The sequence below is a fragment of the Agrobacterium sp. GD03872 genome, assembly GCF_029840625.1.
GTDB classification, from domain to species: domain Bacteria; phylum Pseudomonadota; class Alphaproteobacteria; order Rhizobiales; family Rhizobiaceae; genus Agrobacterium; species Agrobacterium fabrum_A.
This window is the reverse complement of the sequence record NZ_JAOCCY010000001.1, coordinates 277,945-300,243: the sequence shown is the minus strand read 5'-3', so window position 1 is coordinate 300,243 and position 22,299 is coordinate 277,945. Positions and strand designations below refer to the sequence as shown.

At 59.8% G+C, this 22,299-nt stretch carries 19 protein-coding genes and 1 pseudogene; all 20 read right to left on the bottom strand.

The genetic code is table 11. The features are described 5' to 3' along the window. Positions 1 to 112 precede the first annotated feature (112 nt). Positions 113 to 1,306 carry an OpgC domain-containing protein gene (opgC, locus tag N5D22_RS01365; RefSeq protein ID WP_279655749.1) on the bottom strand — a complete coding sequence of 398 codons (1,194 nt, stop codon included), beginning with the start codon at positions 1,304 to 1,306 and terminating at the stop codon, positions 113 to 115. 485 nt (positions 1,307 to 1,791) lie between these two features. Next, positions 1,792 to 2,865, bottom strand: a complete 1,074-nt coding sequence (locus N5D22_RS01360; RefSeq protein ID WP_279655748.1) for a Tim44 domain-containing protein — start codon at positions 2,863 to 2,865, stop codon at positions 1,792 to 1,794. 227 nt (positions 2,866 to 3,092) lie between these two features. Continuing rightward, complete coding sequence (gene serA / locus N5D22_RS01355; RefSeq protein WP_003523252.1) at positions 3,093 to 4,688, bottom strand: phosphoglycerate dehydrogenase; 1,596 nt, start codon at positions 4,686 to 4,688, stop codon at positions 3,093 to 3,095. Positions 4,689 to 4,771: 83 nt separating this feature from the next. Continuing rightward, positions 4,772 to 5,950, bottom strand: coding sequence for a phosphoserine transaminase (locus tag N5D22_RS01350; RefSeq protein ID WP_279655747.1), 1,179 nt, complete (start codon positions 5,948 to 5,950; stop codon positions 4,772 to 4,774). A gap of 213 nt (positions 5,951 to 6,163) precedes the next feature. Further along, positions 6,164 to 7,009 carry a porin family protein gene (locus N5D22_RS01345; protein ID WP_279655746.1) on the bottom strand — a complete coding sequence of 282 codons (846 nt, stop codon included), beginning with the start codon at positions 7,007 to 7,009 and terminating at the stop codon, positions 6,164 to 6,166. A gap of 187 nt (positions 7,010 to 7,196) precedes the next feature. Then, positions 7,197 to 8,549: a phosphoglucosamine mutase gene (gene glmM / locus N5D22_RS01340; RefSeq protein WP_279655745.1), complete on the bottom strand. Its 1,353-nt coding sequence runs from the start codon at positions 8,547 to 8,549 to the stop codon at positions 7,197 to 7,199. A 192-nt stretch (positions 8,550 to 8,741) separates the two neighbouring features. Continuing rightward, entirely contained in the window at positions 8,742 to 10,706 is a 1,965-nt protein-coding gene (gene ftsH, locus N5D22_RS01335; RefSeq protein WP_279655744.1) for an ATP-dependent zinc metalloprotease FtsH, read from the bottom strand. 154 nt (positions 10,707 to 10,860) lie between these two features. After that, positions 10,861 to 12,198 (bottom strand): tRNA lysidine(34) synthetase TilS, encoded by a 1,338-nt coding sequence (gene tilS, locus N5D22_RS01330; RefSeq protein WP_279655743.1) that lies wholly within the window; start codon positions 12,196 to 12,198, stop codon positions 10,861 to 10,863. Positions 12,199 to 12,225: 27 nt separating this feature from the next. Next, complete coding sequence (gene ybgF, locus N5D22_RS01325; protein ID WP_279655742.1) at positions 12,226 to 13,227, bottom strand: tol-pal system protein YbgF; 1,002 nt, start codon at positions 13,225 to 13,227, stop codon at positions 12,226 to 12,228. 158 nt (positions 13,228 to 13,385) lie between these two features. Next, positions 13,386 to 13,919, bottom strand: a complete 534-nt coding sequence (gene pal, locus N5D22_RS01320; protein ID WP_035222239.1) for a peptidoglycan-associated lipoprotein Pal — start codon at positions 13,917 to 13,919, stop codon at positions 13,386 to 13,388. 209 nt (positions 13,920 to 14,128) lie between these two features. Next, positions 14,129 to 15,436, bottom strand: coding sequence for a Tol-Pal system beta propeller repeat protein TolB (gene tolB / locus N5D22_RS01315; protein WP_279655741.1), 1,308 nt, complete (start codon positions 15,434 to 15,436; stop codon positions 14,129 to 14,131). Positions 15,437 to 15,456: 20 nt separating this feature from the next. Beyond that, the gene (locus tag N5D22_RS01310) at positions 15,457 to 16,626 is read right to left on the bottom strand and encodes a hypothetical protein (RefSeq protein WP_279655740.1); all 1,170 of its coding nucleotides are present in this window, start codon (positions 16,624 to 16,626) and stop codon (positions 15,457 to 15,459) included. Between the two features lie 9 nt (positions 16,627 to 16,635). Continuing rightward, complete coding sequence (gene tolR / locus N5D22_RS01305) at positions 16,636 to 17,097, bottom strand: protein TolR (RefSeq protein ID WP_003506238.1); 462 nt, start codon at positions 17,095 to 17,097, stop codon at positions 16,636 to 16,638. A 57-nt stretch (positions 17,098 to 17,154) separates the two neighbouring features. Further along, positions 17,155 to 17,874 (bottom strand): protein TolQ, encoded by a 720-nt coding sequence (gene tolQ / locus N5D22_RS01300; RefSeq protein ID WP_003497570.1) that lies wholly within the window; start codon positions 17,872 to 17,874, stop codon positions 17,155 to 17,157. A gap of 261 nt (positions 17,875 to 18,135) precedes the next feature. Beyond that, positions 18,136 to 18,576 carry a tol-pal system-associated acyl-CoA thioesterase gene (gene ybgC, locus N5D22_RS01295; RefSeq protein ID WP_279655739.1) on the bottom strand — a complete coding sequence of 147 codons (441 nt, stop codon included), beginning with the start codon at positions 18,574 to 18,576 and terminating at the stop codon, positions 18,136 to 18,138. Further along, positions 18,573 to 19,108: pseudogene (locus N5D22_RS01290) on the bottom strand (NUDIX hydrolase). The gene ybgC and the pseudogene N5D22_RS01290 overlap by 4 nt, the downstream one beginning before the upstream one ends. Further along, a complete protein-coding gene (locus N5D22_RS01285; protein WP_279655738.1) occupies positions 19,105 to 19,629 on the bottom strand; it encodes an NUDIX hydrolase in 525 nt (174 codons plus the stop codon). The pseudogene N5D22_RS01290 and the gene N5D22_RS01285 overlap by 4 nt, the downstream one beginning before the upstream one ends. After that, on the bottom strand, positions 19,626 to 20,207 hold the full coding sequence (locus N5D22_RS01280; protein ID WP_279655857.1) for a DinB family protein: 582 nt from the start codon (positions 20,205 to 20,207) through the stop codon (positions 19,626 to 19,628). Before N5D22_RS01280 ends, N5D22_RS01285 begins: the two co-directional genes overlap by 4 nt. Before the next feature lie 90 nt (positions 20,208 to 20,297). After that, on the bottom strand, positions 20,298 to 21,209 hold the full coding sequence (locus tag N5D22_RS01275) for a metallophosphoesterase (RefSeq protein ID WP_279655737.1): 912 nt from the start codon (positions 21,207 to 21,209) through the stop codon (positions 20,298 to 20,300). Beyond that, on the bottom strand, positions 21,210 to 22,250 hold the full coding sequence (ruvB, locus tag N5D22_RS01270; RefSeq protein WP_279655736.1) for a Holliday junction branch migration DNA helicase RuvB: 1,041 nt from the start codon (positions 22,248 to 22,250) through the stop codon (positions 21,210 to 21,212). Positions 22,251 to 22,299 lie beyond the last annotated feature (49 nt).

The following is a 22,299-nucleotide window of genomic DNA, read 5'->3' as shown; positions in this document are numbered from 1 at the left end:
CTGTCTCGCCATCCTGCGGATTTAAGGGCTGCATATAGAAAGGAATGGCCGCGCACGCAAGTACGGGGCGGAAAACCACCCCGCAAAGCTGCCAGATTCGAGCTGTGACGGGCTATTGAGCGCCGGCCGTCTTCTGGCCGCTGCTGCCGAACCACCTGTCGCGCTCCCGCCACAGGGCAGGCAGGGCGAGCAATCCGATAGCCGTGAAGGCGATCAGCGTCTTGTTGAGCTGCGACAGTTCCGCCGTGCGGCCATCCAGATAATAGACGCCGTAGACGATCGCCACATGCCAGACATAGACCTGCAGCGAATGGCGGCCGAGCAGCTGCAGGAACTTCAGCGACAGCACCCAGATGACGCCTTCGGCGATGGAGCGCACAAGCGGACGGTGATGATGCGGACCGGCAATCACCAGCCATGTCAGGCCGACACCAACCGCAAGGAAGTTGATGAGATAGACCGGGCCGAAATCCGCACGGATTTCCATGGTGGAGAACTTACCCATCATGAATTCCGGCATCAGGCCCCAGGCCGTGGCAATGCGCAGCGGCATGAAGAACAGGCAGATGACAAGTGCGGCCTTCGGCAGCCAGGTATGTTCCGGGGAAAAAATCTTCTTCCACGGAATACGGTTCTGGGCCGTCATCGCGCCCATCACCAGCGCAGAATAGAAGACGAGTTGCCAGCCGAGCAGGTTGAAGCTGACACGGATACCCTGCTCATCCGCACCCTTGACGAGTTCGTTGAGCGGGGTCGTCACGATCTGCTGCAGGCCAAGCTGGCCGGCCATCCAGACCAGCAGGGAGCCGGCCATGACATAGGCCCATTTGCCATCCAGGCAGAGCTTCACGAGAACAGGCGCAAAGATCATGTAGACGATATATTGCGGCAGAATATCCATGAAGGTCGGCTGGAACAGGAATGTCGCAATCGCCGCCAGCCGCAGCGGATCGTCGAACGACGTCATGCCAAGCCAGTTGTACCAGATATAGGGTGCATGCGGGATGACCATGCGGAAAAACAGCACGGCGATGACGAGACCCATCGCGTAACGATAGAGTTCCAGCGCCCGGTTCCAGATCATCTGCTTGCCGGCATCATAGCCGTATTTCATCATCTTGCGCGCATAGACCATGCCGATCAGCAGGCCGGACAGGAACACGAAGCCCTGCGCGTCCTCGACAAAGGCAAACTGGCGGTGATTGATTTCCACCAGCCAGAAGCCGCCGGCAAACACCAGATGGTTGATCAGCATGAAGACGAGGAAGTAACCACGCATCCCGTCGATCAGGTCAAAGCGTTTCATCTCGATAGCTCTCCGTTCTCGCAGGGCCTGCATTGCCCGGCCACCCAGCCCGGCTTGGGAGGGGCCGGGGATTGGACTGTCAACGCTGTTTTGCGCCTGAGGTTCCCTTTCCAAAGCGGTTTAGAACCGGCGCGAAAAGTCACATTGACGTGTATGCATTCTGGTTAGGATGCAGGGACTGAATGCCGGATGAATGAAAAAAGGCAATTCCGTGAAGCGGCTGAGCCATGCGCCAGCAACATGCCGTGACCAACAGGGCTCAAAGCCTTGCATAGCAGGGCGAAGCGGAAACTGCGGCCAATGACCGGCGGAGATATCACCCGTTAGATTTACCATCGGTTTTTTGCCTTGCCTCGTCTTCCCAAGGGAAGAAATAGCCATGGTAAAATATCAGGACGGTCGCCGTTTTGCGTCCTGACAAACAAAAGCCCGGAGGTTTGTGAACCTCCGGGCCATTTAGTTCCATAAAACTCGGGCTGTGAGCCTCAGGCGGCTGCCTGAATGGCGGCCACCTGCCAGTTGTCGTTGCCGGGGCGGCGAACGAAGGTCCACATTTCCACCGCTTCGGACGGATGCTGCTCGTCACCTTCGATCACCTTGCCGGAAGTGCGGTCGCGCATCACGTCGATGGCGGAATAGCGCATGGCCACCGTTGCATAGTCCTGGCCCTCTTCGTGCCATGCTTCGGCGACATCGCCCTGCAGCAGCGTCACATCGCGCACGTCGTTTTTCACGCCGCTCGTGGCGTTGTCGCTCAGTTCTTCTGCGAGGTAAGACATGGCTTCCGGCGTCGTCAGCTTGCGCAATGTGCCGTAATCCTCGGCGGCATAGGCGGCCTGCACGTCTTCCAGCATTTTCTGGAAAGTTTCGAGATCGCCCTGGGTGATGCCGATTTCATCGCCTTCCGACATGGCATTGGCATGAGGCGCAGGCTTTGCCGTTGCGGCAGTGGCGGCCACACCGCCCGCAGCGCCGGCCAACGCGCCGATCTTCGGAATCTTGAACGAGGATGCGGCAGGACCCGCCTGCGAACCACCATTAAAGGAGGAGCCGGAGTGATCCGTACGCTGCGACCCGCCGGCCGAGCCATAAGCGGGCTGGCCCTGACGGCGCGAGGCGAAGAAACGCATGGTGAGCATGACGAGGAGACCGATCAGCGCCACCTGCAGCAGCATGCCGAAGAAGCCGGCCATGCCGCCAAAGCCGCCGCCGAGAAGCATGCCGAACAGACCGCCCATCAACAGGCCGCCCATCAAACCACCCATCATGCCGCCAAACAGGCCGCGGTTCTGCTGCGGCGCCTGCGCCCCGGGACGGGCCGGCTGGGCGGCGCTCGGTGCTGCCTGATTGGTATTGGGCGTCATGCTGCGATTGATCGGTGCGGTCTGGCCGGGCGCAGTGCTGGTCGAAGGCGGCGCGGAATAGGTCCGCGTGCCGCGGCTGCCGAAACCGCCGCTGGCGCGACGCGCTTCTGCCATATCAACCGCCACGAAAGACACCGCGATACCAAGCGCGGCGACTGCGAACAAACCCTTGAAGCGCCGAAAGGCAGCAAACATCGTTATCTCCTGTTGGCCGCCCTCCCATGAGCGGCATCTCAGCAGGCGATATAGCAACTCATGATCATCATTTTTAGAGCACCTGCCTTAAATTTTTTGTGATATGCAACCAAAGCGGGAAACACACGCGTATTGCGGCAAATCCGGCTGCCCGGAAAACAAAAAACCGGCACAGGGTCTCCCCTGCACCGGGCCTTATTGTCCCCTTGGGAGGAACGATAGGTGTATCAGTCGACGTTGAAGGTCAACGGCTTGACCTGGCGGATCGCCGGGTTGGCGCGCAGCTTGTCGAGCACGGCTTCGGACACCGGGCCGTCGACATAGAGCAGCGCGATGGCGTCTCCACCTTCCTTTTCACGGCCGAGCTGGAAGTTGGCGATGTTGACGCCAGCCTCACCGAGCGTCGTGCCCATGAAGCCGATCATGCCGGGAACGTCGGTATTGGTGATGTAGATCATGTGCGATCCGACATCGGCATCCATGTTGATGTTCTTGATCTGGATGAAGCGCGGCTTGCCATCCGAGAACACCGTGCCGGCAACCGAGCGGATCTGGTTTTCCGTCTTGACCGTCAGCTTGATGTAGCCGTCGTAAACGCCGGTCTTGTCGCGCTTGACCTCGGAAAGGATGATACCCTTTTCCTTGATCATGACCGGGGCCGAAACCATGTTCACATCCGCAACCTGGCTGCGGATCAGGCCGGCCAGCAGGGCGCTGGTCAATGCCTTCGTGTTCATGCTGGCGGTTGCGCCGTCATAAAGGATTTCGATTTCCTTGGTGGCGCTTTCCTGCACCTGACCGACGAAGGAGCCGAGAACATCCGCCAGACGGATGAAGGGCTTCAGGCGCGGTGCTTCCTCAGCCGTGATCGACGGCATGTTGATGGCGTTGGAAACTGCGCCCTTGACGAGGTAATCCGACATCTGCTCGGCAACCTGAAGGGCGACGTTTTCCTGCGCTTCCGTGGTCGAAGCGCCGAGATGCGGCGTGCAGACGACATTCGGCAGGCCGAAAAGCGGGCTTTCAGTCGCGGGCTCGACTTCGAACACGTCGAAACCGGCGCCGGCGACATGGCCGGACTTGATGGCGTCGGCAAGGGCCGCTTCATCCACCAGACCGCCACGGGCGCAGTTGACGATACGCACGCCCTTCTTGGTCTTGGCAAGGTTCTCTGCATTGAGGATGCCGCGCGTCTTGTCGGTCATCGGCACGTGCAGGGTGATGAAATCGGCCTGCGCCAGAAGCTCGTCCAGCTCAACCTTGGTGACGCCCATTTCCTGCGCGCGTTCCGGCGACAGGAAGGGGTCATAAGCAAGAACATGCATCTTGAGGCCGAGTGCACGCGAGCAGACGATGGAGCCGATGTTGCCGGCGCCGATGACGCCAAGCGTCTTGCCGGTGATTTCGACACCCATGAATTTCGACTTTTCCCACTTGCCGGCCTGCGTGGAGCTGTCAGCGGCCGGAAGCTGGCGCGCGACGGCGAACATCAACGCAATCGCATGTTCGGCTGTGGTGATGGAGTTGCCGAAAGGCGTGTTCATGACGATGATACCGCGGCGCGAGGCAGCCGGAATATCGACATTGTCGACGCCGATGCCGGCGCGGCCGATGACCTTGAGGTTGGTCGCCGCCTCGATCAGCTTTTCCGTTGCCTTGGTGGCGGAGCGGATGGCGAGACCATCGTAGTTACCGATGATTTCGGCAAGCTTGTCCTTGTCCTTGCCGAGCTTCGGCTGGAAATCGACTTCGACGCCACGATCGCGGAAGATCTGGACGGCGGTTTCCGACAGTTCGTCGGATACGAGTACGCGAGGTGCCATGGTTCACGGGCTCCTTGAAAAACGGTGCAGTTTTGAAAGCGGGGAATGTGCGGCCCTGCATCAGCGCAGGGCCGGTATCAAAATCAGGCGGCAGCCTTGGAAAGTGCTGCCTTCTGCGCCTGGTAAGCCCAGGCGAGCCAGGGCATGACGGCTTCCATATCCGCCGTCTCGATGGTCGCGCCGGCCCAGATGCGCAGGCCGGACGGAGCGTCACGGTAAGCGCCGATATCGAGGGCGACATTTTCCTTTTCGAGCAGGGCGACAACGCCCTTGGCGAAATCGGCCTGTGCGGTGGCATCCAGCGCCTGCACCTCGGGATCGACGATCTTCAGGCAGACGGAGGTGTTGGAGCGGGTTTCCGGCTTGACGGCCAGATTGGCGATCCAGTCGTTCTTCTCGATGAAATCGTAGATAACCTTGGCATTGGCGTCGGCACGGCCGATCAGTGCCTTGAGGCCACCGAGGTTCTTCGCCCAAAGCAGCGCGTCGATGTAATCTTCAACGCAGAGCATGGACGGCGTGTTGATGGTTTCGCCGGTAAAGATGCCTTCAATCAGCTTGCCGCCGGAAACCATGCGGAAGATTTTCGGCAGCGGCCATGCCGGCGCGTAGCTCAAGAGACGCTCGACAGCGCGGGGCGAAAGAATGATGACGCCATGGCCGCCCTCACCGCCCAGAACCTTCTGCCAGGAGAAGGTGACGACGTCGAGTTTCGTAAAATCCATCTCCTGTGCGAAGGCCGCCGAAGTGGCGTCGCAGATGGTCAGACCCTTGCGGTCAGCCGGGATGAAATCGGCATTGGGAACGCGAACACCAGAGGTGGTGCCGTTCCAGGTGAAGACCACGTCGCGGTCGAAATCGACTTCAGCAAGGTTCGGCAGCAGGCCGTAATCGGCCTCGAATTTGCGGACGTCCTTCAGCTTCAGCTGCTTGACGACATCGGTGACCCAGCCCGCGCCGAAGCTTTCCCAGGCGAGCATATCGACGCCGCGTTCACCGAGCAGCGACCAGAGCGCCATTTCAACGGCGCCGGTGTCGGATGCGGGAACGATACCGATGCGATAATCGGCAGGAACAGCAAGAACTTCACGGGTGAGATCGATGGCCTGCTTCAGCTTGGCTTTGCCAACCTTGGCGCGATGCGAGCGACCGAGCGGCGCATCGGAGAGAGCATCTAGCGACCAACCGGGACGCTTCGAGCAGGGACCAGAGGAAAAATGCGTATTGCCCGGACGGACGTCCGGCTTCACGATATCTGTCATTTGACTACCCTTCCAGATAGGCGCTCCACGTTAGGGTGGAGTGTCCTGACGCCGTTGCTATTCCTCTCATCGGCCTCCGTCAAGCGGAATATGTCGCTACGCAGAAGAATCTTGGTCCATATGCGTCATGCGCCCGCGCCAGATGCCGGTAAAACAAAACCGTCCGCACCCGGAGGATGCGGACGGTCTGAAACTACCAGCAGGGCGTGACGTTTATTTATAAACGGCAGGCTGCAGCGGAATATCGGCAGGCGGCATGTATTGTGCGGTATCGCAGCCGTTGAAGACATAACGGCCGCCGACGCGCACTTCATGCGAATAAAGACCCTTGTCACGGCCCGGGCCGCCACCATTCTCATAAGCGAACATGTCGCCCTTGTTGATATGGCGGAAACGATAGCCGATATCGGCCTTCAGATTACAGGTTACATCGATGGATGCGCCGGCCATCAGCGCGTAAGCGAAGCGCCACTTGCCCTTGCCGCCATGTTCCGTGGTCGGGTCGCAGCCGAGGCCGTTGACACTGCAGGATGTGTTGCGCAGCTTGTCCCATTTCACGTAGGAGCCACCAATACCACCGCCCACATAGGGTGTGACACGGCCATAGGTGCCAAGATCGACATAAGCGTTCGCCATCAGCGTATAGGCTCGCAGCGAGCTGAGATCAGCCGAGACGCAGCGACCGGGAACGGAGCCGCAGAAGCCGCTCGTGGAGCCCCTGAAATCCGATTTGCCCATATAGTCAAAGGTCACGTCACTGCGGAAATAATTGTTGAACTGATAACCGACACCGGCGCCGATGACATAGCTGTCCTTGATCTTGGCCGTATCAAAGTCCTGCAGGTAACCACCCGGGCCACCCTGATAATAATGGGCGCCACGCAGCTTGTTGAAGGAATAACCGACATCGCCGCGCAGGTACCAGCCGCTCGCCTGGGTGATGGCGACTTCGGGGGCCTCGACGTAAGCCGGTGCAGGCTCGGCTTGATAGAGATCGGCAGCGATAGCGCTGGTGCCGGTCAGCAGGACGGCCAGAAATCCGGCCAGGACGTTTTTCATGACTTCCACTCCAGAAGAGGCACATGCGGTTGCGGCAGCAGATGCCAGTGAACTGTTCAGTCACGGAGATTGACGTAAAATGGTTAAGTCCCGATTAACCACGATCATTCACTATATTTATTAGGAAATACTCAAAGAAAAAGCCGGTCTGGAGGCCGGCTTTTTGCTGCACTACTGTCGGGAAGGCTCAAGCCGCCGAGCGGGCATTGGTTATGACGCCAACAAGATCGTTGACGATCTGCTCCACCTTGGCGCTATCGTCGCCCTCCGCCATGACGCGGATCAGCGGCTCGGTGCCGGAGGGGCGGATGACGAGGCGGCCATTATTGGCCAATGCGCTTTCCGCATCCGCAATCGCCTGCTGCACGACCGGGTTTTCCAGCGGCTTACCGCCGGAAATACGCACATTCTTCAAAAGCTGCGGCACCGGCTCGAACTTGCGGCAAACTTCGCTGACGGTGAGACCGGAACGCTTGACCTTGGCGAGAACCTGCAAGGCCGCGACGAGACCGTCGCCGGTCGTGCCGTAATCCGACAGCACGATATGACCGGACTGCTCGCCGCCGACGTTGAAATTATGGTTGCGCATGTGTTCAACGACATAACGGTCGCCCACCTTGGTGCGGGCAAGGGTGAGGCCCTTGTCGCCCAGGAAGCGTTCCAGCCCGAGATTCGACATGACGGTCGCCACGATACCGCCGCCGCGCAGCGTGTTGTCGGCCGCCCAGCTGTCGGCGATGACGGCCATCAGCTGATCGCCGTCGACGATCTCGCCGCGTTCATCGACGATGATGACGCGGTCCGCATCGCCATCGAGCGCAATGCCGATATCCGCCCGCACCTCATGCACCTTCTTCTGCAGCGCTTCCGGATGGGTGGAACCGCATTCGAGATTGATATTGATACCGTTAGGCTCATTGCCGATGGTGACGACTTCCGCGCCGAGTTCCCAGAGCGCAGCGGGCGCCACCTTGTAAGCGGCACCATTGGCGCAGTCGATAGCGATCCTGAGCCCGCTCAGCGTCACATCGCGCGGCAGGGTGCGTTTGACGAATTCGATATAGCGATAGATGTCGCCATCCACGCGCTTGGCGCGGCCGATCTCGCTCGGCTTGGCCAGCTGCGCATAGATATCCTTGTCGAGCAGATCCTCGATCTCCAGCTCAAGCTCGTCGGAGAGCTTGTAACCGTCCGGTCCGAAAAGCTTGATGCCGTTATCGGAGAAAGGATTGTGCGAGGCCGAGATCATCACGCCGATATCCGCACGCAGCGAGCGGGTCAGCATGGCGACGGCCGGCGTCGGAATGGGGCCGAGCAGGAAGACATCGAGGCCGGCGGCGGTGAAGCCGGCGACCAGGGCGTTCTCCAGCATGTAACCGGAAAGCCGCGTATCCTTGCCGATCACGACGCGATGGCGATGGTGGCCGCGACGGAAGATCGTTCCAACAGCAATACCCACACGCATCGCCAGATCAGGCGTCATGGGGAAAACGTTCGATTGTCCGCGGATACCATCGGTTCCGAAATAACGGCGTGCCATTTGAACTCCAAATCTTTTCCAGCATTCCGGCAAAAGCTGAAAGCAGCCGGAAGCGTTTTTTGGCTAGATGCCACAAACCACGATAAACAGCACGTAAATTACCGCAAAAATGGCTTATATCTTGTTACCAAAATGAAAAGGCCACCCGGAAACCCCGGATGGCCTTTTACAATCATCGGCTTGCGTGAGCGATCAATGCGGCTGCGGCTCCATGCCGCCTTCGGCTTCGCCGTCGCCCTTGGCTTCGCCATCACCCTTAACTTCGCTCGTACCGTCCTTCTTGGTGCCGGCCTTCGGCACTGCCGAACCACGGCTACCTGGAGAATCGTCGCCCAGATCGCGAGCGGGCTTCTCACCCTTCAGCAGGGCCTTGATCTCGTCACCCGTCAGGGTTTCGTATTCGAGAAGACCTTCGGCAATCGCAACGAAACCATCGTGATTTTCCGTCAGGATGCGGCGTGCCTCGCCATAAGCCTCGTCGATAAGACGGCGAACCTCGGTATCGATGGTCTGGGCCGTCGCCTCGGAGACATTCTTCGACTGCGAGACGGAGTGACCAAGGAAGACCTCCTGCTGGTTCTCACCGTAGGAGACCTGGCCGAGAGCATCGGAGAAGCCCCATTGCGTCACCATGGCGCGGGCAAGCTTGGTGGCCTGCTCGATATCCGAAGACGCGCCGGAGGTAATGTTTTCCTTGCCGAAGGTCAGTTCCTCGGCAACGCGGCCACCCATCATGATGACGAGGCGCGATACCATCCACTTGTAGCTCATGGAATAGCGGTCGCCTTCCGGCAGCTGCATGACCATGCCGAGTGCACGGCCGCGCGGGATGATCGTCGCCTTGTGCAACGGATCGGCCACGGCAACCTTCAGCGCGGTGATGGCATGGCCGGCTTCGTGGTAGGCGGTCAATTTCTTTTCGGCCTCGGTCATGGCGGAGGAGCGGCGTTCCGCACCCATCATGATCTTGTCCTTGGCGTCTTCGAATTCCTGCATGGTGACCACACGCTTGTTGCGGCGGGCGGCCATCAGGGCGGCTTCGTTGACGAGGTTCATCAGGTCCGCGCCCGAAAAACCGGGGGTGCCGCGGGCCAGAACCTTGAGATCGACATTCGGCGCCAGCGGCACGTTGCGGATATGCACCTTGAGGATGCGCTCGCGGCCAACGATGTCCGGGTTCGGCACGACGACCTGACGGTCGAAACGGCCAGGACGCAGAAGTGCGGGGTCAAGAACATCAGGACGGTTGGTAGCGGCGATGAGGATGATGCCCTCATTCGCCTCGAAACCGTCCATCTCGACCAGCAGCTGGTTCAGCGTCTGTTCGCGCTCGTCGTTACCGCCGCCAAGACCGGCGCCACGATGGCGACCGACGGCGTCGATTTCGTCGATGAAGATGATGCAGGGCGCGTTCTTCTTGGCCTGCTCGAACATGTCACGCACGCGGCTTGCGCCGACGCCGACGAACATTTCCACGAAGTCGGAACCGGAAATGGTGAAGAACGGCACATTGGCTTCACCGGCGACGGAACGCGCCAGCAGCGTCTTACCCGTGCCGGGCGGGCCGACGAGCAGCACGCCGCGCGGAATTTTACCGCCGAGACGCTGGAACTTCTGCGGATCGCGCAGGAATTCGACGATTTCCTCAAGATCCTGCTTGGCTTCGTCCACGCCGGCGACGTCGTCAAACGTCACGCGGCCATGGGCTTCCGTCAGAAGCTTGGCCTTGGACTTGCCAAAGCCCATCGCACCGCGCGAACCGCCCTGCATCTGCCGCATGAAGAACAGCCAGACACCGAGAATGAGGAACATCGGCAGAAGCGTGCCGAGATAGCTCAGAAAACCGGAGGAACCGTCGCTTTCGGGACGCGCCACGATGGTCACGTTCTTGCTCTGCAAGCGCTCCATCAGGCTGTCGTCAATGACGGGGGAATAGGTCTGAAAGGCCGTGCCGTTTTCGGTATAGGTTCCGAGAACCCGGTTACCGGTGACGGTCACGTCGCGAACTCGCCCGGAATCCACATCGCGAAGAAACTGGGAATACGGAATTTCCCGCGAACCCGTTTGCGTCGGCGACGTCTGGAACATGCTGAACAACGCGATCAGCAAGAGGGCGATCACGGCCCACAAGGCGAAATTTCTGAAATTTGGGTTCATCGAACTCCCCGAACTCACACGGGCATGTCTGCTGCCCGCTATTACGTGCCCCTAACATAAGGACGACATATGCCGTTGCCAAGGCAAAGCGCATTTTCTGATGCGTTTTGGTGTAAAAACTATTCCATGGCAATTCACGAAAAAGAGGCCGGATTTAAACCGGGGGCTGTGGATAGGCGGCCCGTCCGAATAAATTGGCGATTGCATTCGCCAACTCAAGGTCGAAACGCGGCAGGAAAAGATCGAAAGGTGCGAGCCTCGGTATGACGGTCACGGTCTCCGCCAGGGAAACCGACCCATCGGCCACTGCGGCGATTTGCGGCAGGCCCGCCATTGCCGGTTTAGCCACCCCGGCCGGTACAGACGGAAAAAGCGCGGCCGCTTCCGCAGCACCGCTGACCCCATGCGCTTTGACATGAGCTGGAAAAGCCGATTCGTTCTTGACGAGGAAACGATCGTCCCACAGCCCCTGTTCATGTGCACCGATATGAAGCTCCGGCAGGTTTCGCTGCTCGCGGACCATATAAAGCCCGTCCCGCCGGCGATCGAGCAGGACGCGACCAACCGTCAGTCGCCCGTTTTCAGCCGTTTTGAGAAACCGCAAGACGCGCTCCATGCTGCCTGCGGCTGGAAAAAATGCCCTGCCGCCAAGGGTCGCGACCAATGCCGCCAGCCCTTGCCGGAACTCGGGAAGATCGGGATTGACGCCATCGCCGGCTAATCTGGCGAGAGCGGCATGGAAAACCTGTGCGTGTTCGCGCAGGAAAGCGGCCGTTGTTTTGGAAAGCGCCTGTCTTTTGAGAGAGGTTTCCGCATCGATCCGGACGGGAGAGACGGGAAGCGCCTGCCGTACACGCACCCTCTCATATCGGGTATTTTCATTGCTCGGATCGTCAAACCAGCCGCGTGAACGGGAAGACAAATAGTCACGGATCGCCTGCCTCTCACACATCAGAAACGGCCGCATGATCCAGTGGCGGCCATCGTATAAGACCGCATCCGCCATGCCGGAGAGACCGGGATTGTCAGAGCCGCTGCTGCGGGCGGCGCGCATCGCCACGGTTTCACGCTGGTCACCGACAGTATGTCCGGTCGCGACAAGATCAGCGCCGGTCTCGCGAGCGACGTCGGCGATCAGGCGATAGCGGGCAAGCCGGGAAGCTTCGGAAAGGCCGGAGACCGGTTTGGCACCGTCCCATCGGCGGGTGACGTGGGGAATGCCAAGTTCGGCGCAAAGCATCGCCACCTTACGCGCCTCATCGGTGGATTCCGCTCTCAGCGCATGGTCGACCGTTACGGCGGAAAGGCGCAAGCCGGCCCGATCCATCTCCGCCATTGTCTCCTGCAACGCCAGCAACAGGCCGGTGGAATCGCTGCCGCCGGAGATTGCGACGAGAATATGGGAGGGTTTGCGGAGATTTTCGACAAAAGACCTTGCCGCCGTGAGCGGCGCAATTGTCTTTTCATTCGGAGTGGGGGCATCAACCGGCATGGAAATACCCGCCATGGCAGGGAAAAATCAGCAGCTCAGCCGCTTCTGTTCGCTGGCAACTTTGCTCAGCACGGTCTTCGAGGCATTGGGATAGCGCTTCGGCACCTCACGCAGCGTGGCGCAGGCGGTTTCGGTATTGTCGAGAGCGGCAAGCGACATGCCGAGTTTCATCAGCATTTCCGGCGCTTTCGGAGATTTGCCATAGGCCTGATGGCCGTTCAGGAAGGTTTTTGCGGCCTCATTGAACTTGCCCTGGGAATATTGCGCCTCGCCCAGCCAGAAGCTCGCATCCGCAGCCTTCGTGCCCTTGGGATAACCTTGCAGATATTGCTGGAACCCCTGTTCCGCCAGCTTGTAGTCACCGGAAAGCACATGACCGTAAGCGGCCTGATAGATATCGCCTTCGCTGGTCAGCGCCGCCGTATTGACAGGGTCGGTCTTACGGGCGGCGGTGTTGCCCGTGGCCACACCGGGAAGGTTGCCGGAGGAATTGTTGGCGTTCTGGTTCAGCGTACCACCGACAGGCATTCCCTTGGAATCGAGTTCGATGGAGCCGAGCGTCGTCTCTCCCGGCGCACCCGTGGAGGAAGCAGGCGGAGAAATGGAAGCGCCACCCTCGGGTGGCGTTTCGATGATCGTTGCAACGTCGTCGGTCGGCGGCGTGGCCGGATTGACCGGACTGGCTTCCGCCTTCTTTTTCGGTGCAGCGGTTGGGCTTGCAGCCTTGCCGCTTTCCAGTTCCTGGAAGCGGAACTCATTGTCTTCCTGCGCCTTGCGGATCGTTTCCTGCATCTGCAGAAGCTGGAAGCTCATTTCTTCGATACGGCCGTTGAGCTGCCGGATCTGTTCTTCAAGCTGCTGAACCCGATAGGCTTCATTGGCCTGAACCCGGATGACCGGGGGCTGCTGCTGAGAGTTGATCGTGCCGAAGCTACCCCCCGCACCGAACAGCGGACCCGAAACGGCAGTGCCGCTCAAGCCGGTGCAGGCTGCAAGCCCCAGCATTCCCGCCACGACAAGTTTCTTCATCTCATTCGTCCTGCCTTAACTGATTTGCACCGGAATGGCGCAAGCCGGATTTTTTCCATATCAACCGAAAAAGCAACTTAACTTCGGCCAAACTATGAAAAAAACAAAAGGCGGCCCGAAGACCGCCTCTCATTCAAGATCACAATAACGTCAGGCAATCACATGCCCGCGCCACCGAGAACCGTCACGGCGCGGCGGTTCTGCGACCAGCAGGAGATGTCGTCGCAAACGGCGACCGGACGTTCCTTGCCGTAGGAGATCGTCTTCATGCGGTTTGCCGGAACGCCCTGGGAAGCCAGGAAGTCGCGGGTGGCGGCCGCACGACGGGCGCCGAGCGCCAGGTTGTATTCACGCGTACCGCGCTCGTCGGCATGGCCTTCGACGGTGATGGCGTAGTTCGGGTAACGGGCGAGCCATTGGGCCTGGCGCTGCAGGGTCTGCTGGGCGTCGGCGCGGATCGAGGTGGAGTCGGTGTCGAAGAAGATACGGTCGCCGACATTGACCGTGAAGTCCTGCTGGGAGCCCGGCGTTGCGGAGCCCGCGCCACCAAGGCCAAGTTCACCGGCGCTGTTCGGCATGTTCTTCTTGTTCGCGCAGCCTGCGAGGGCAAGCGCGAGCGTCATGGCGATGACAGCCGGGTTACGGGCCAGTTTCTGCATGGGGCTGAGTGCCGAAATGTGTGTACGGCTCATCGCCGGTCTCTCCTTAGGATTTCAATAACGTTGCCGGACACTAACGGATCGCGGTTAATAGCCGGCAAACGCCTATGGTTAACAGAAAGGAAATGTCCCACTTTTTTGCTCCCTCACAACACTTTGCGGCAAGAAAGAGGCGCATTCCCCTATAGCATGCGTAAAACATGACGGCGCCGGTTCATGCCGGCGCCGTCACGGCAGTCATATCAGTCCAGAAGCGGCGACCATGCCGGATCCGAAGCGAAGGTGGGCGTCTTGATGAGCTGTTCGTTATAGCCCGTCAGGTCGATCGAATAGAGCTGCGGGCCGCCGGCGCCGGCGTTCTGGCGGAAGAACATCAGCACGCGGCCGTTCGGCGCCCAGGTGGGGCCTTCATTGTGGAAACCGCTGGTCAGGATGCGTTCACCCGAACCGTCTGTTTTCATCACGCCGATGGAGAACTTGCCGCCCGACTGCTTGGTGAAGGCGATCAGATCGCCGCGCGGCGACCAGACCGGCGTGGAATAGGAACCATCGCCGAAGGAAACGCGCTGCTGGCCGGAGCCATCGGCATTCATGACGTAGATCTGCTGACGACCGCCGCGGTCGCTTTCAAAGGCGACACGCTGACCGTCAGGCGAATAGGACGGCGCGGTATCGATCGCCGACGTATTGGTCAGCCGTGTCGTTGTGCGCGAGCGCAGGTCCATGGTGTAGATATTGGCATTGCCATCCTGCTGCAGGCTCATGATGACCTTCTGCCCGTCAGGCGAGAAGCGCGGCGAGAATGTCATGCCGGGGAAATTGCCGACAACTTCACGCTGTCCGGTTTCCAGCTGCAGCAGGTAAACGCGCGGCTGCTGGCCTTCAAAGGACATGTAGGTCACTTCCTGACGGTTCGGCGAGAAACGCGGCGTCAGAACGATGTCGTTCGAGTTGGTGAGGTTGCGGACGTTGAAACCGTCCTGATCCATGATCGACAGCTGGCGCTTGCGGGCCGTCTTCGGGCCGCTTTCGGAGACGAAGACGACGCGGGTGTCGAAGTAACCCTTTTCACCGGTGATGCGCTCATAGATGGCGTCGGCGATGATGTGAGCGACGCGGCGCCAGTTTTCCGGCTGGGTAAAGAACTGCTGGCCGGTCATCTGCTGGTTGGCGAACGTATCCCACAGGCGGAATTCGGCGCGCAGGCGGCCATCGCTTTCACGCGTCACGCGACCGGTCACGAGCGCCTGGGCGTTGATGACCTTCCAGTCCTCGAAACGCGGCTGCTGATCCGGATTGCTGATCTTTTCGATGAAGGCGCTCTTATTGACCGGTGCGAAAAGGCCGGAACGCTGCAGGTCGGCGGCGATGACCGCGGAAACCTGCGCGCCAATGCCGTCGCTCGACATGAAGTCGGTGATGGCGATGGGCAGCGGCTCGACATTGCCCTTGTTGATGTTGATTTCCACCCGCGCAAAAGCCGGTACGGAGAAAACCGACATGAGGGCCGCGACAGCGAGCACCAGCCGGATCGGCGAGAATATTTTCATGTTGCCAGGCCTTTCAGCATTCATAGCAATTCACTGGGATCGAAGTTCACGACAACTTCGTTCCATGCGTCATATTTGTCGGCGGGAAGGTTCGTGAACGGAGCAGAGCGCATGATGGCGCGATAAGCTCCGCCGGAAAGAGCGCGGCGCGTTCCTTCCGAGCCGCCCGTCGCCTCGATCTCGGGGCGACCGATGATGGAACCATCACGGTCAAGCTTCATGGTGACCCGAACGCGGACGTCCGAGGCATCCGCCATGCCGGGAATGATCTGCCAGTTCTTCTGGATCGCGCCGCGCAGCGCATCCATTTCCGTCTGGCTGAGCGTCGAGCCACCGGTCGATTTCTTGCCGCCAAGGGCTGCCTGTTGGGTGGAACGCTTCGCGCCGCCACCCGAGGGCGCCTGCTTGTTCAAAAGTGCTGCGATATCGTCAGCGTTGAAATCGCTTTCCTTCGAAGAGGCGGATTTCGCAGTCTCCTGCTTCTTCTCGCCAGGCTTCTTGTCAGAGGGCTTGTCCGTGGACTTTGCCTGATCGGGCTTGGTTTCGGCCGGTTTTTCAGCAGGCTTCTGCTCAGCGGGCTTGGTCTCGGCCTGTTTCGGCTCTTCCGGCTTCGGCGGCTCCGGGCGGGAATTCGGACGCGGCACGTTCTGCGGCACGGGAATTTCGGCCGGCTCCTGCGTTGCCGGCGGCGGCTCTTCCGCCTTGGTTTCCTGCGGCGGCGGCTCCGTTTTCGGCTGCGGTGTTATTTCCGGCTTGGTCTGCGGCAAGGCGGCCATTTCCTGCGGCTTGGGAGCCGAGGTTTCTTCCTTGACGATTTCCTTTACCTCGTTCGCCTTGGTATCGACGACCGGCTGCGGCTTCTCCTGCTTTGGCGGAGCAGCGGCGCTGATATTGTCGTTGGGCTTGGTGGTCGGCGTCGGCGGTGCATCGAGATCGACCGTGTTGTTACCAACATTTTGCGAATTTTCGACGATATCCGGACGCGTAGTCGGAACGGGCGCGGACTTCTCCGCCTTGGGCGCGTTCTTGTCGCCCTGCTGGATCTGGGTCAGTTCCTCGATGGGCACCAGCTCCACGGGCAGTGCCTCGGCCTGCGACACGTCGAGCGGTTCCGGCGAGCCCAGGGAGACGAGGGCGAAAGCCAGAAGCGACGCGTGCACGATCGCGGATGTGGTAAGGCTGCCCTTCATCGTTTTACGTCAATTGTCCTGTTTCTGCTGGGTCACAAGGCCGATATTTTTGAAGCCTGCCGCCTGGATACGCGCCATCACATCGGCAACGACGCCATAGGCGGCAACGGAATCCGCGCGCACGAAGATACGTTCGTTATAACCAGTCGTGGCGATTGCCTGCAGCTTGTCGGCCACCTCTGCCGCCTGGATTTCCGTTTCCTGCAAATGGATCTGACCATTGGCGTTGACGGAAATGGTGATCGGCTGCGTGTCCGAATTCAGCGCATTGGCGGAGGTCTGCGGCAGGTCGATCGGCACGCCGACCGTCATCATCGGCGCTGCCACCATGAAGATGATGAGCAGCACGAGCATGACGTCGACCAGCGGCGTTACGTTGATCTCGCTTATCGCGCCGCCTTTGCGCCGTCCGCCGCGCCCACCCCGGCGTCCACCGGAACCGCCGCCGCTGCCACCTGCTGACATACCCATATCATCTACTCCATTTTGCCTTGCGGCAAATTACTGCACAGCATGCATTGGGGCCGCTTATTGGGCGGCCTGCCGTGTCTGAAGTTTTTCATCGATCTGGCGCGACAGGATCGCGGAGAACTCGTCAGCGAAACCTTCCATACGGGCGGAAAGCTTGTGCGCGTCGGCCGTGAACTTGTTATAGGCGATAACCGCCGGAATAGCCGCAACAAGGCCGATAGCCGTTGCCAGAAGCGCTTCGGCGATACCCGGCGCCACGACCGCAAGGTTGGTCGACTTCGAACCGGCAATCGCCTGGAACGAGGTCATGATACCGACAACCGTACCGAAGAGGCCGATGAAGGGGCCGGCCGAACCGATGGTGGCGAGCGAACCGAGGCGGGCCTCGTATTGTTCGCCTTCACGCGCAATCGTCACATCCATTGCCCTGTCGATACGCATCTGCAGGCCGATGGGCGAACGTGCGCCGCGCTCGAACGATTTTTTCCATTCCCGCATGGCGGAAACGAAAATTGCCGCGAGACCGCCATTCTGGCGTTCCGCCAGCGTGCGATAAAGTTCCTCGAGCGACTGGCCCGACCAGAAGACCTGTTCGAACTGGTCGAACTGGCGCTTTGCCTTGCCGAAGCTCACATATTTGTCGAAGACGATCGCCCACGTCCAGACCGAGGCGGCGATAAGTCCGATCATCACGAGCTTCACGATGAGGCCCGCCTGCATAAACAGTGCCCAGAGACTTACATCGTGCGTCGCCGCTGCCAAACCTGCCTGTTCCATAAATATCCAATCCCCGAATCCAAACGCCCGGTACGGGACCGGGCGATTCAAACGCGTGTTAACGCTCGAAGTCCTGCGGCGACTGCCGCCAACCCCTTTGCCATACCCCGATACTTGCCAGTAAGCCTTACTTGCCAATAAATTTGGTGAAAGGAAGGCGTGCGCCGCACAAATGCCAGTTGCTAAAGTAAGACACCATTATGGTTAAAGGAGTGTTACAGCCGGGCCACGCGCCATGGATTTACTGGACCCGGCCGTCAATTACTTCAGGAATTTTTCCGCCACCGTCTCCGGAAGACGCCTTGGCCGGCCATTGGCATTGATGACGGCGATGATGACCTTGGCGGCGACCAGCAGCGTTTCGCCGCGCCGGATTTCCTGGTTGAGCACCATTTTCGCGCCGCCGGCCTTCTCGGTAATGGTCGTGACGGTCAACACGTCATCCATCCGCGCCGGGCTTTTGAAATCGATCTCCATGCGATGCACGACGAAGACCAGCCCCTCCTCATCGGCGGTGAGAAGCGCGCTTTGTTCGCAGCCGAGGCAACGCAGGTAATCGGTGCGCCCGCGCTCGAGAAAATGCAGATAACGGGCGTGATAAACGAGGCCGGAGAAATCCGTATCCTCGTAATAGACACGCTGCGTCAGGCGGTGGCCATGTTCGATAAGCTCACCCGAAAGCGAAACCACAAGCTCGCTCATACTGTCTCCTTGAGAATTTCGGCAACATCGGAACGGCCTTCGCGGACGATGAGATGCTCATGCCGTTGCGGCAGCGCCTCGATACGCTCCGCGATGAAACGGGGCCTCAGATCGTTCTTCAGAAGCGCGGACGGCCGCGCGGGCAGCCAGCGGAACTCCACCTCGACGCCATCCAACACCCGATGCACGATATCGCTTTCATGGAACGGCAGAGGCTGGCGAAGTGAAACGAGATAATAAAATCCCAGCTCATGCGCCGCATAATCGTCATAGGCGAAAAATTCTCGGCCGACCAGAGAAGACGCTCAACCGAACAATCCCGGTCGAGCTCCTCACCGATCTCGCGGATGATGGTTTCCTGCGAGCTTTCACCGATTTCGGCACGGCCACCGGGCAAGGCCCAATAATTATCCCTGGTGCCGCGCTGGACGAGAAGATGGCCGTTCTGCAAGATCAGCGCCGCAACCCGCATGCTGAAAAGCTGCGGTTTCCGGTCAAGCCGGATCATGTGGCGTTCAGGGGCAGAGGTCATTTATCGTCCAGATCGCCGTCATGCCACACGAGATGTCTCGTGGCCTTCGGCAGGTGCTCTATTTCGTCGGCGATGAAATAGGGCGGAATATCAAGCTCCGTCAATGCCTGACGCGTCGCGGCGACCCAGCGGAACTCCAGCTCGTTGTCGCCGTCCTGAACGCGGTGGATGATGCCGGTCGGATGAAAGGCCAGCGTCTCCGGCAGGTCCATCAGGTAATAAAATCCGAGTTCGTGCCAGTCCTTGCCTTCATAATGGAAGAAATTTTCGACCGCCCAGAGAAGGCGTCCCACCTTGGCCTCGACACCAAGCTCCTCGACCATTTCCCGCGCCAGCGTTTCTTCGGAGCGTTCACCCATTTCGGCGCGACCGCCCGGAAAGGTCCAGAATTTTTCATGCGACGCCCGGTGCACCAGCACATGGCCATTGCGAAACGCCAGCCCCGCGACACGCATCTGGAAAATGCGCTTCGGCTTGAATTTCATGCGGATGCGGGTGTCCTGCTTGGTATCCTGTGTCATGGTGCTGGCCTGCGGGCTGGAAACATCAAATCGGTTTCCGTCCACCCTAACGCATTCATCTCGTCTTTTCTCGCCTTCGCATCATCTCCCACAATGAATTCATCCAGTTGCGGCGGCTTTATCGCAGTGCCCGACAACATCGCATGCGCCTGTCCGCGATGATGCGTCTGGTGCTGGAAGAGATGGGAGAGGACATCATCGCAGCGATCCTGCTGGATGCGCGTACCGCGATGGATATTGACGTTAGCCGCAAGGCCGTCTTCACCCAGACCATCGACAAATGTTATCAGCGTCTCGTCAAGCTCCGCCTGGGCGACGCGCAGATCCGCCATGGTGGCGAATGGCTCCCCTTCGGCGAAGGCGGCGAGGCCGAGCGTGCCACCTTTGACGGCATCGATATAAAAGCGGTCGACGGTGTAGATGTGGTTCAGCGTTGCCCTGAGCGTGGGAAAAAAACTGACACGATGAGTAACGAACGCCTCCTGCGAAAGCTGAAGACAGGCCTGGTGCAGCCGGAAATTGGCCAACCGGTTATTGCGCGCTAGTTTGCGGAAAACCCGCAGCGGATCGTAAACCATCTCCATCCTCCCTGGTCGAATGATGGCATCGTTCAATCGGCGTGCTCAAGCTCCGAGCTACTTTTCAGAGCCTTCGCGCGGAAGAGAAACTCAGGCCGATGCTCCAAGATCAACGACCGCGATTTCCGGCGGAACGCCAAAGCGGACGGGTGCGATGGAACAACCAAGACCACCTGAGACAATCAGGTTACGGCTGTCTTCGATCACATGCCCATAAGCGTAGCGATTGCCGTAGCGCGATGGCACGACAGGCGAACGGCCCAAAAACCGTATTTGTCCACCGTGAGTGTGCCCGGACAACGTCAAGGCCACGCGGGAAGGCACTTTGGGAAAGACATCCGGTTCATGCGCCATGAGGATGATCGGCGCCTTGTCCGTCACCTGAGCGAGGGTGCCGTCGAGATCATCCAGTCCGCGCATACTTGGGCGATCCCATTTCTTGCCCGGCAACAGTGCAAGCTGGTCCTCCAGCCCTGCTATCCAGAAGCCTTGGCCATTCTTCTCCAGCCGCAAGGCACGGTTACCGTAGACGGCGATGCCGACATCGGCAAGCGCCTTGTGACCGAACGTCTCTCCGCCGCCGGCCTTCTGCGCGGACCGATCTTCCCACCAGTCATGATTGCCCATGATCGCATGAACGCCAAGCGGCGCTTTCAGTACCGCAAGGGCCTTCGACCAATCTCTCGAATGCACATAGCGCGTCACAAGATTCATGCCGGCAGCATAGTCGCCAAGCAGCAGCACCACGTCACCGCCAAGACTGTTGGCATGATTGCAGATCGCGGAAATCCGGGCAGCGGACATCCACGGCTCGCAGGCATGAATATCGGCAAGCACCACCAGCCGCAGTTTGAGACCCGGTGTCCAGCCGGGCGGCGTCAGCGTGTAACGGGTCACTTTAAGCCGAAGCAGCGGCTCGAAGCCGAAAGCATAAGAACCAAGCGTCACAGCACCCGCAAAGCCTCCTCCAAGGATTTTAAGAAAGGTGCGACGGGAAATCACTCAATCGTCCTCAAGCGTCAGCCGGAACTGCGCCGCCTCGAGGTCCTTCGGCGGCTGCATGCCCAAGTGTTTCCAGGCTGTCGTCGTCAGAATACGCCCGCGCGGCGTGCGCTGGATGAAACCCTGCTGGATCATGTAGGGTTCGATGATGTCCTCAATCGCGTCGCGCGGCTCCGAAAGACCCGCAGCGATGGTTTCGATGCCGACCGGGCCGCCGCCGAAATTGACGGCGATCATGGTGAGATACCGCATGTCCAGCTGGTCGAGCCCCATATTGTCGACCAGAAGCCGCGTCAAAGCCTCGTCGGCGATCTCGCGGGTAACGGCTTCTGCCCGCGCCACCTCGGCGAAATCACGCACGCGGCGCAATAGCCGTCCGGCGATACGCGGCGTGCCGCGCGCCCGCCTTGCCACCTCGCGCGCACCCTGATCGGTCATGTTGAGCCCCATCAGCCGCGCCCCGCGGCGGACAATGAGTTCCAGTTCATCGACGGTGTAGAAAGCCAGCCGGACGGGAATGCCAAAGCGGTCGCGCAGCGGCGTCGTCAAGAGGCCGAGACGGGTCGTGGCGGCAACAAGGGTGAATTTGGAAAGATCGATCTTCACCGAACGTGCCGCCGGCCCCTCGCCGATGATGAGATCGAGCTGGAAGTCCTCCATGGCAGGATAGAGAATTTCCTCAACCGCCGGGTTGAGACGGTGGATTTCATCGATGAAGAGCACGTCACGCTCTTCGAGATTCGTCAGAAGTGCGGCGAGATCACCCGCCTTGGCAATGACTGGCCCGGAGGTGGACTTGAAATTGACGCCAAGTTCCTTGGCCATGATCTGCGCCAGCGTGGTCTTGCCGAGGCCGGGCGGGCCGACGAAGAGCACATGATCCAGCGCCTCGCCACGGTTCTTGGCCGCCTCGATGAACACCTTGAGATTGGCGCGCGCCTCCGCCTGGCCAGTAAAATCGTCCAGCGACTGTGGACGCATGGTGGTGTCGATGTCCTCACCGCGCTTGTCCGCAGAAATCAGTCTGTCCGCATCGCTCATTCAGGGCATTCCATTGTTCTAACCGAATTCATGAGATGGTCTTCGCCGC

Excerpts from the sequence above, each read along its gene's own strand:
- serA (WP_003523252.1), bottom strand. The coding sequence starts at position 4,688 with ATGGCACCTCGCGTACTCGTATCCGACGAACTGTCGGAAACCGCCGTC.
- ybgC (WP_279655739.1), bottom strand. The coding sequence starts at position 18,576 with ATGAGCGAGCTTGTGGTTTCGCTTTCGGGTGAGCTTATCGAACATGGC.
- glmM (WP_279655745.1), bottom strand. The coding sequence starts at position 8,549 with ATGGCACGCCGTTATTTCGGAACCGATGGTATCCGCGGACAATCGAAC.
- N5D22_RS01345 (WP_279655746.1), bottom strand. The coding sequence starts at position 7,009 with ATGAAAAACGTCCTGGCCGGATTTCTGGCCGTCCTGCTGACCGGCACC.
- N5D22_RS01360 (WP_279655748.1), bottom strand. The coding sequence starts at position 2,865 with ATGTTTGCTGCCTTTCGGCGCTTCAAGGGTTTGTTCGCAGTCGCCGCG.
- tolQ (WP_003497570.1), bottom strand. The coding sequence starts at position 17,874 with ATGGAACAGGCAGGTTTGGCAGCGGCGACGCACGATGTAAGTCTCTGG.
- opgC (WP_279655749.1), bottom strand. The coding sequence starts at position 1,306 with ATGAAACGCTTTGACCTGATCGACGGGATGCGTGGTTACTTCCTCGTC.
- N5D22_RS01310 (WP_279655740.1), bottom strand. The coding sequence starts at position 16,626 with ATGAAGGGCAGCCTTACCACATCCGCGATCGTGCACGCGTCGCTTCTG.
- tolB (WP_279655741.1), bottom strand. The coding sequence starts at position 15,436 with ATGAAAATATTCTCGCCGATCCGGCTGGTGCTCGCTGTCGCGGCCCTC.
- N5D22_RS01350 (WP_279655747.1), bottom strand. The coding sequence starts at position 5,950 with ATGACAGATATCGTGAAGCCGGACGTCCGTCCGGGCAATACGCATTTT.
- N5D22_RS01280 (WP_279655857.1), bottom strand. The coding sequence starts at position 20,207 with ATGGTTTACGATCCGCTGCGGGTTTTCCGCAAACTAGCGCGCAATAAC.
- ruvB (WP_279655736.1), bottom strand. The coding sequence starts at position 22,250 with ATGAGCGATGCGGACAGACTGATTTCTGCGGACAAGCGCGGTGAGGAC.
- tilS (WP_279655743.1), bottom strand. The coding sequence starts at position 12,198 with ATGCCGGTTGATGCCCCCACTCCGAATGAAAAGACAATTGCGCCGCTC.
- ftsH (WP_279655744.1), bottom strand. The coding sequence starts at position 10,706 with ATGAACCCAAATTTCAGAAATTTCGCCTTGTGGGCCGTGATCGCCCTC.
- N5D22_RS01285 (WP_279655738.1), bottom strand. The coding sequence starts at position 19,629 with ATGACACAGGATACCAAGCAGGACACCCGCATCCGCATGAAATTCAAG.
- ybgF (WP_279655742.1), bottom strand. The coding sequence starts at position 13,227 with ATGAAGAAACTTGTCGTGGCGGGAATGCTGGGGCTTGCAGCCTGCACC.
- pal (WP_035222239.1), bottom strand. The coding sequence starts at position 13,919 with ATGAGCCGTACACACATTTCGGCACTCAGCCCCATGCAGAAACTGGCC.
- tolR (WP_003506238.1), bottom strand. The coding sequence starts at position 17,097 with ATGGGTATGTCAGCAGGTGGCAGCGGCGGCGGTTCCGGTGGACGCCGG.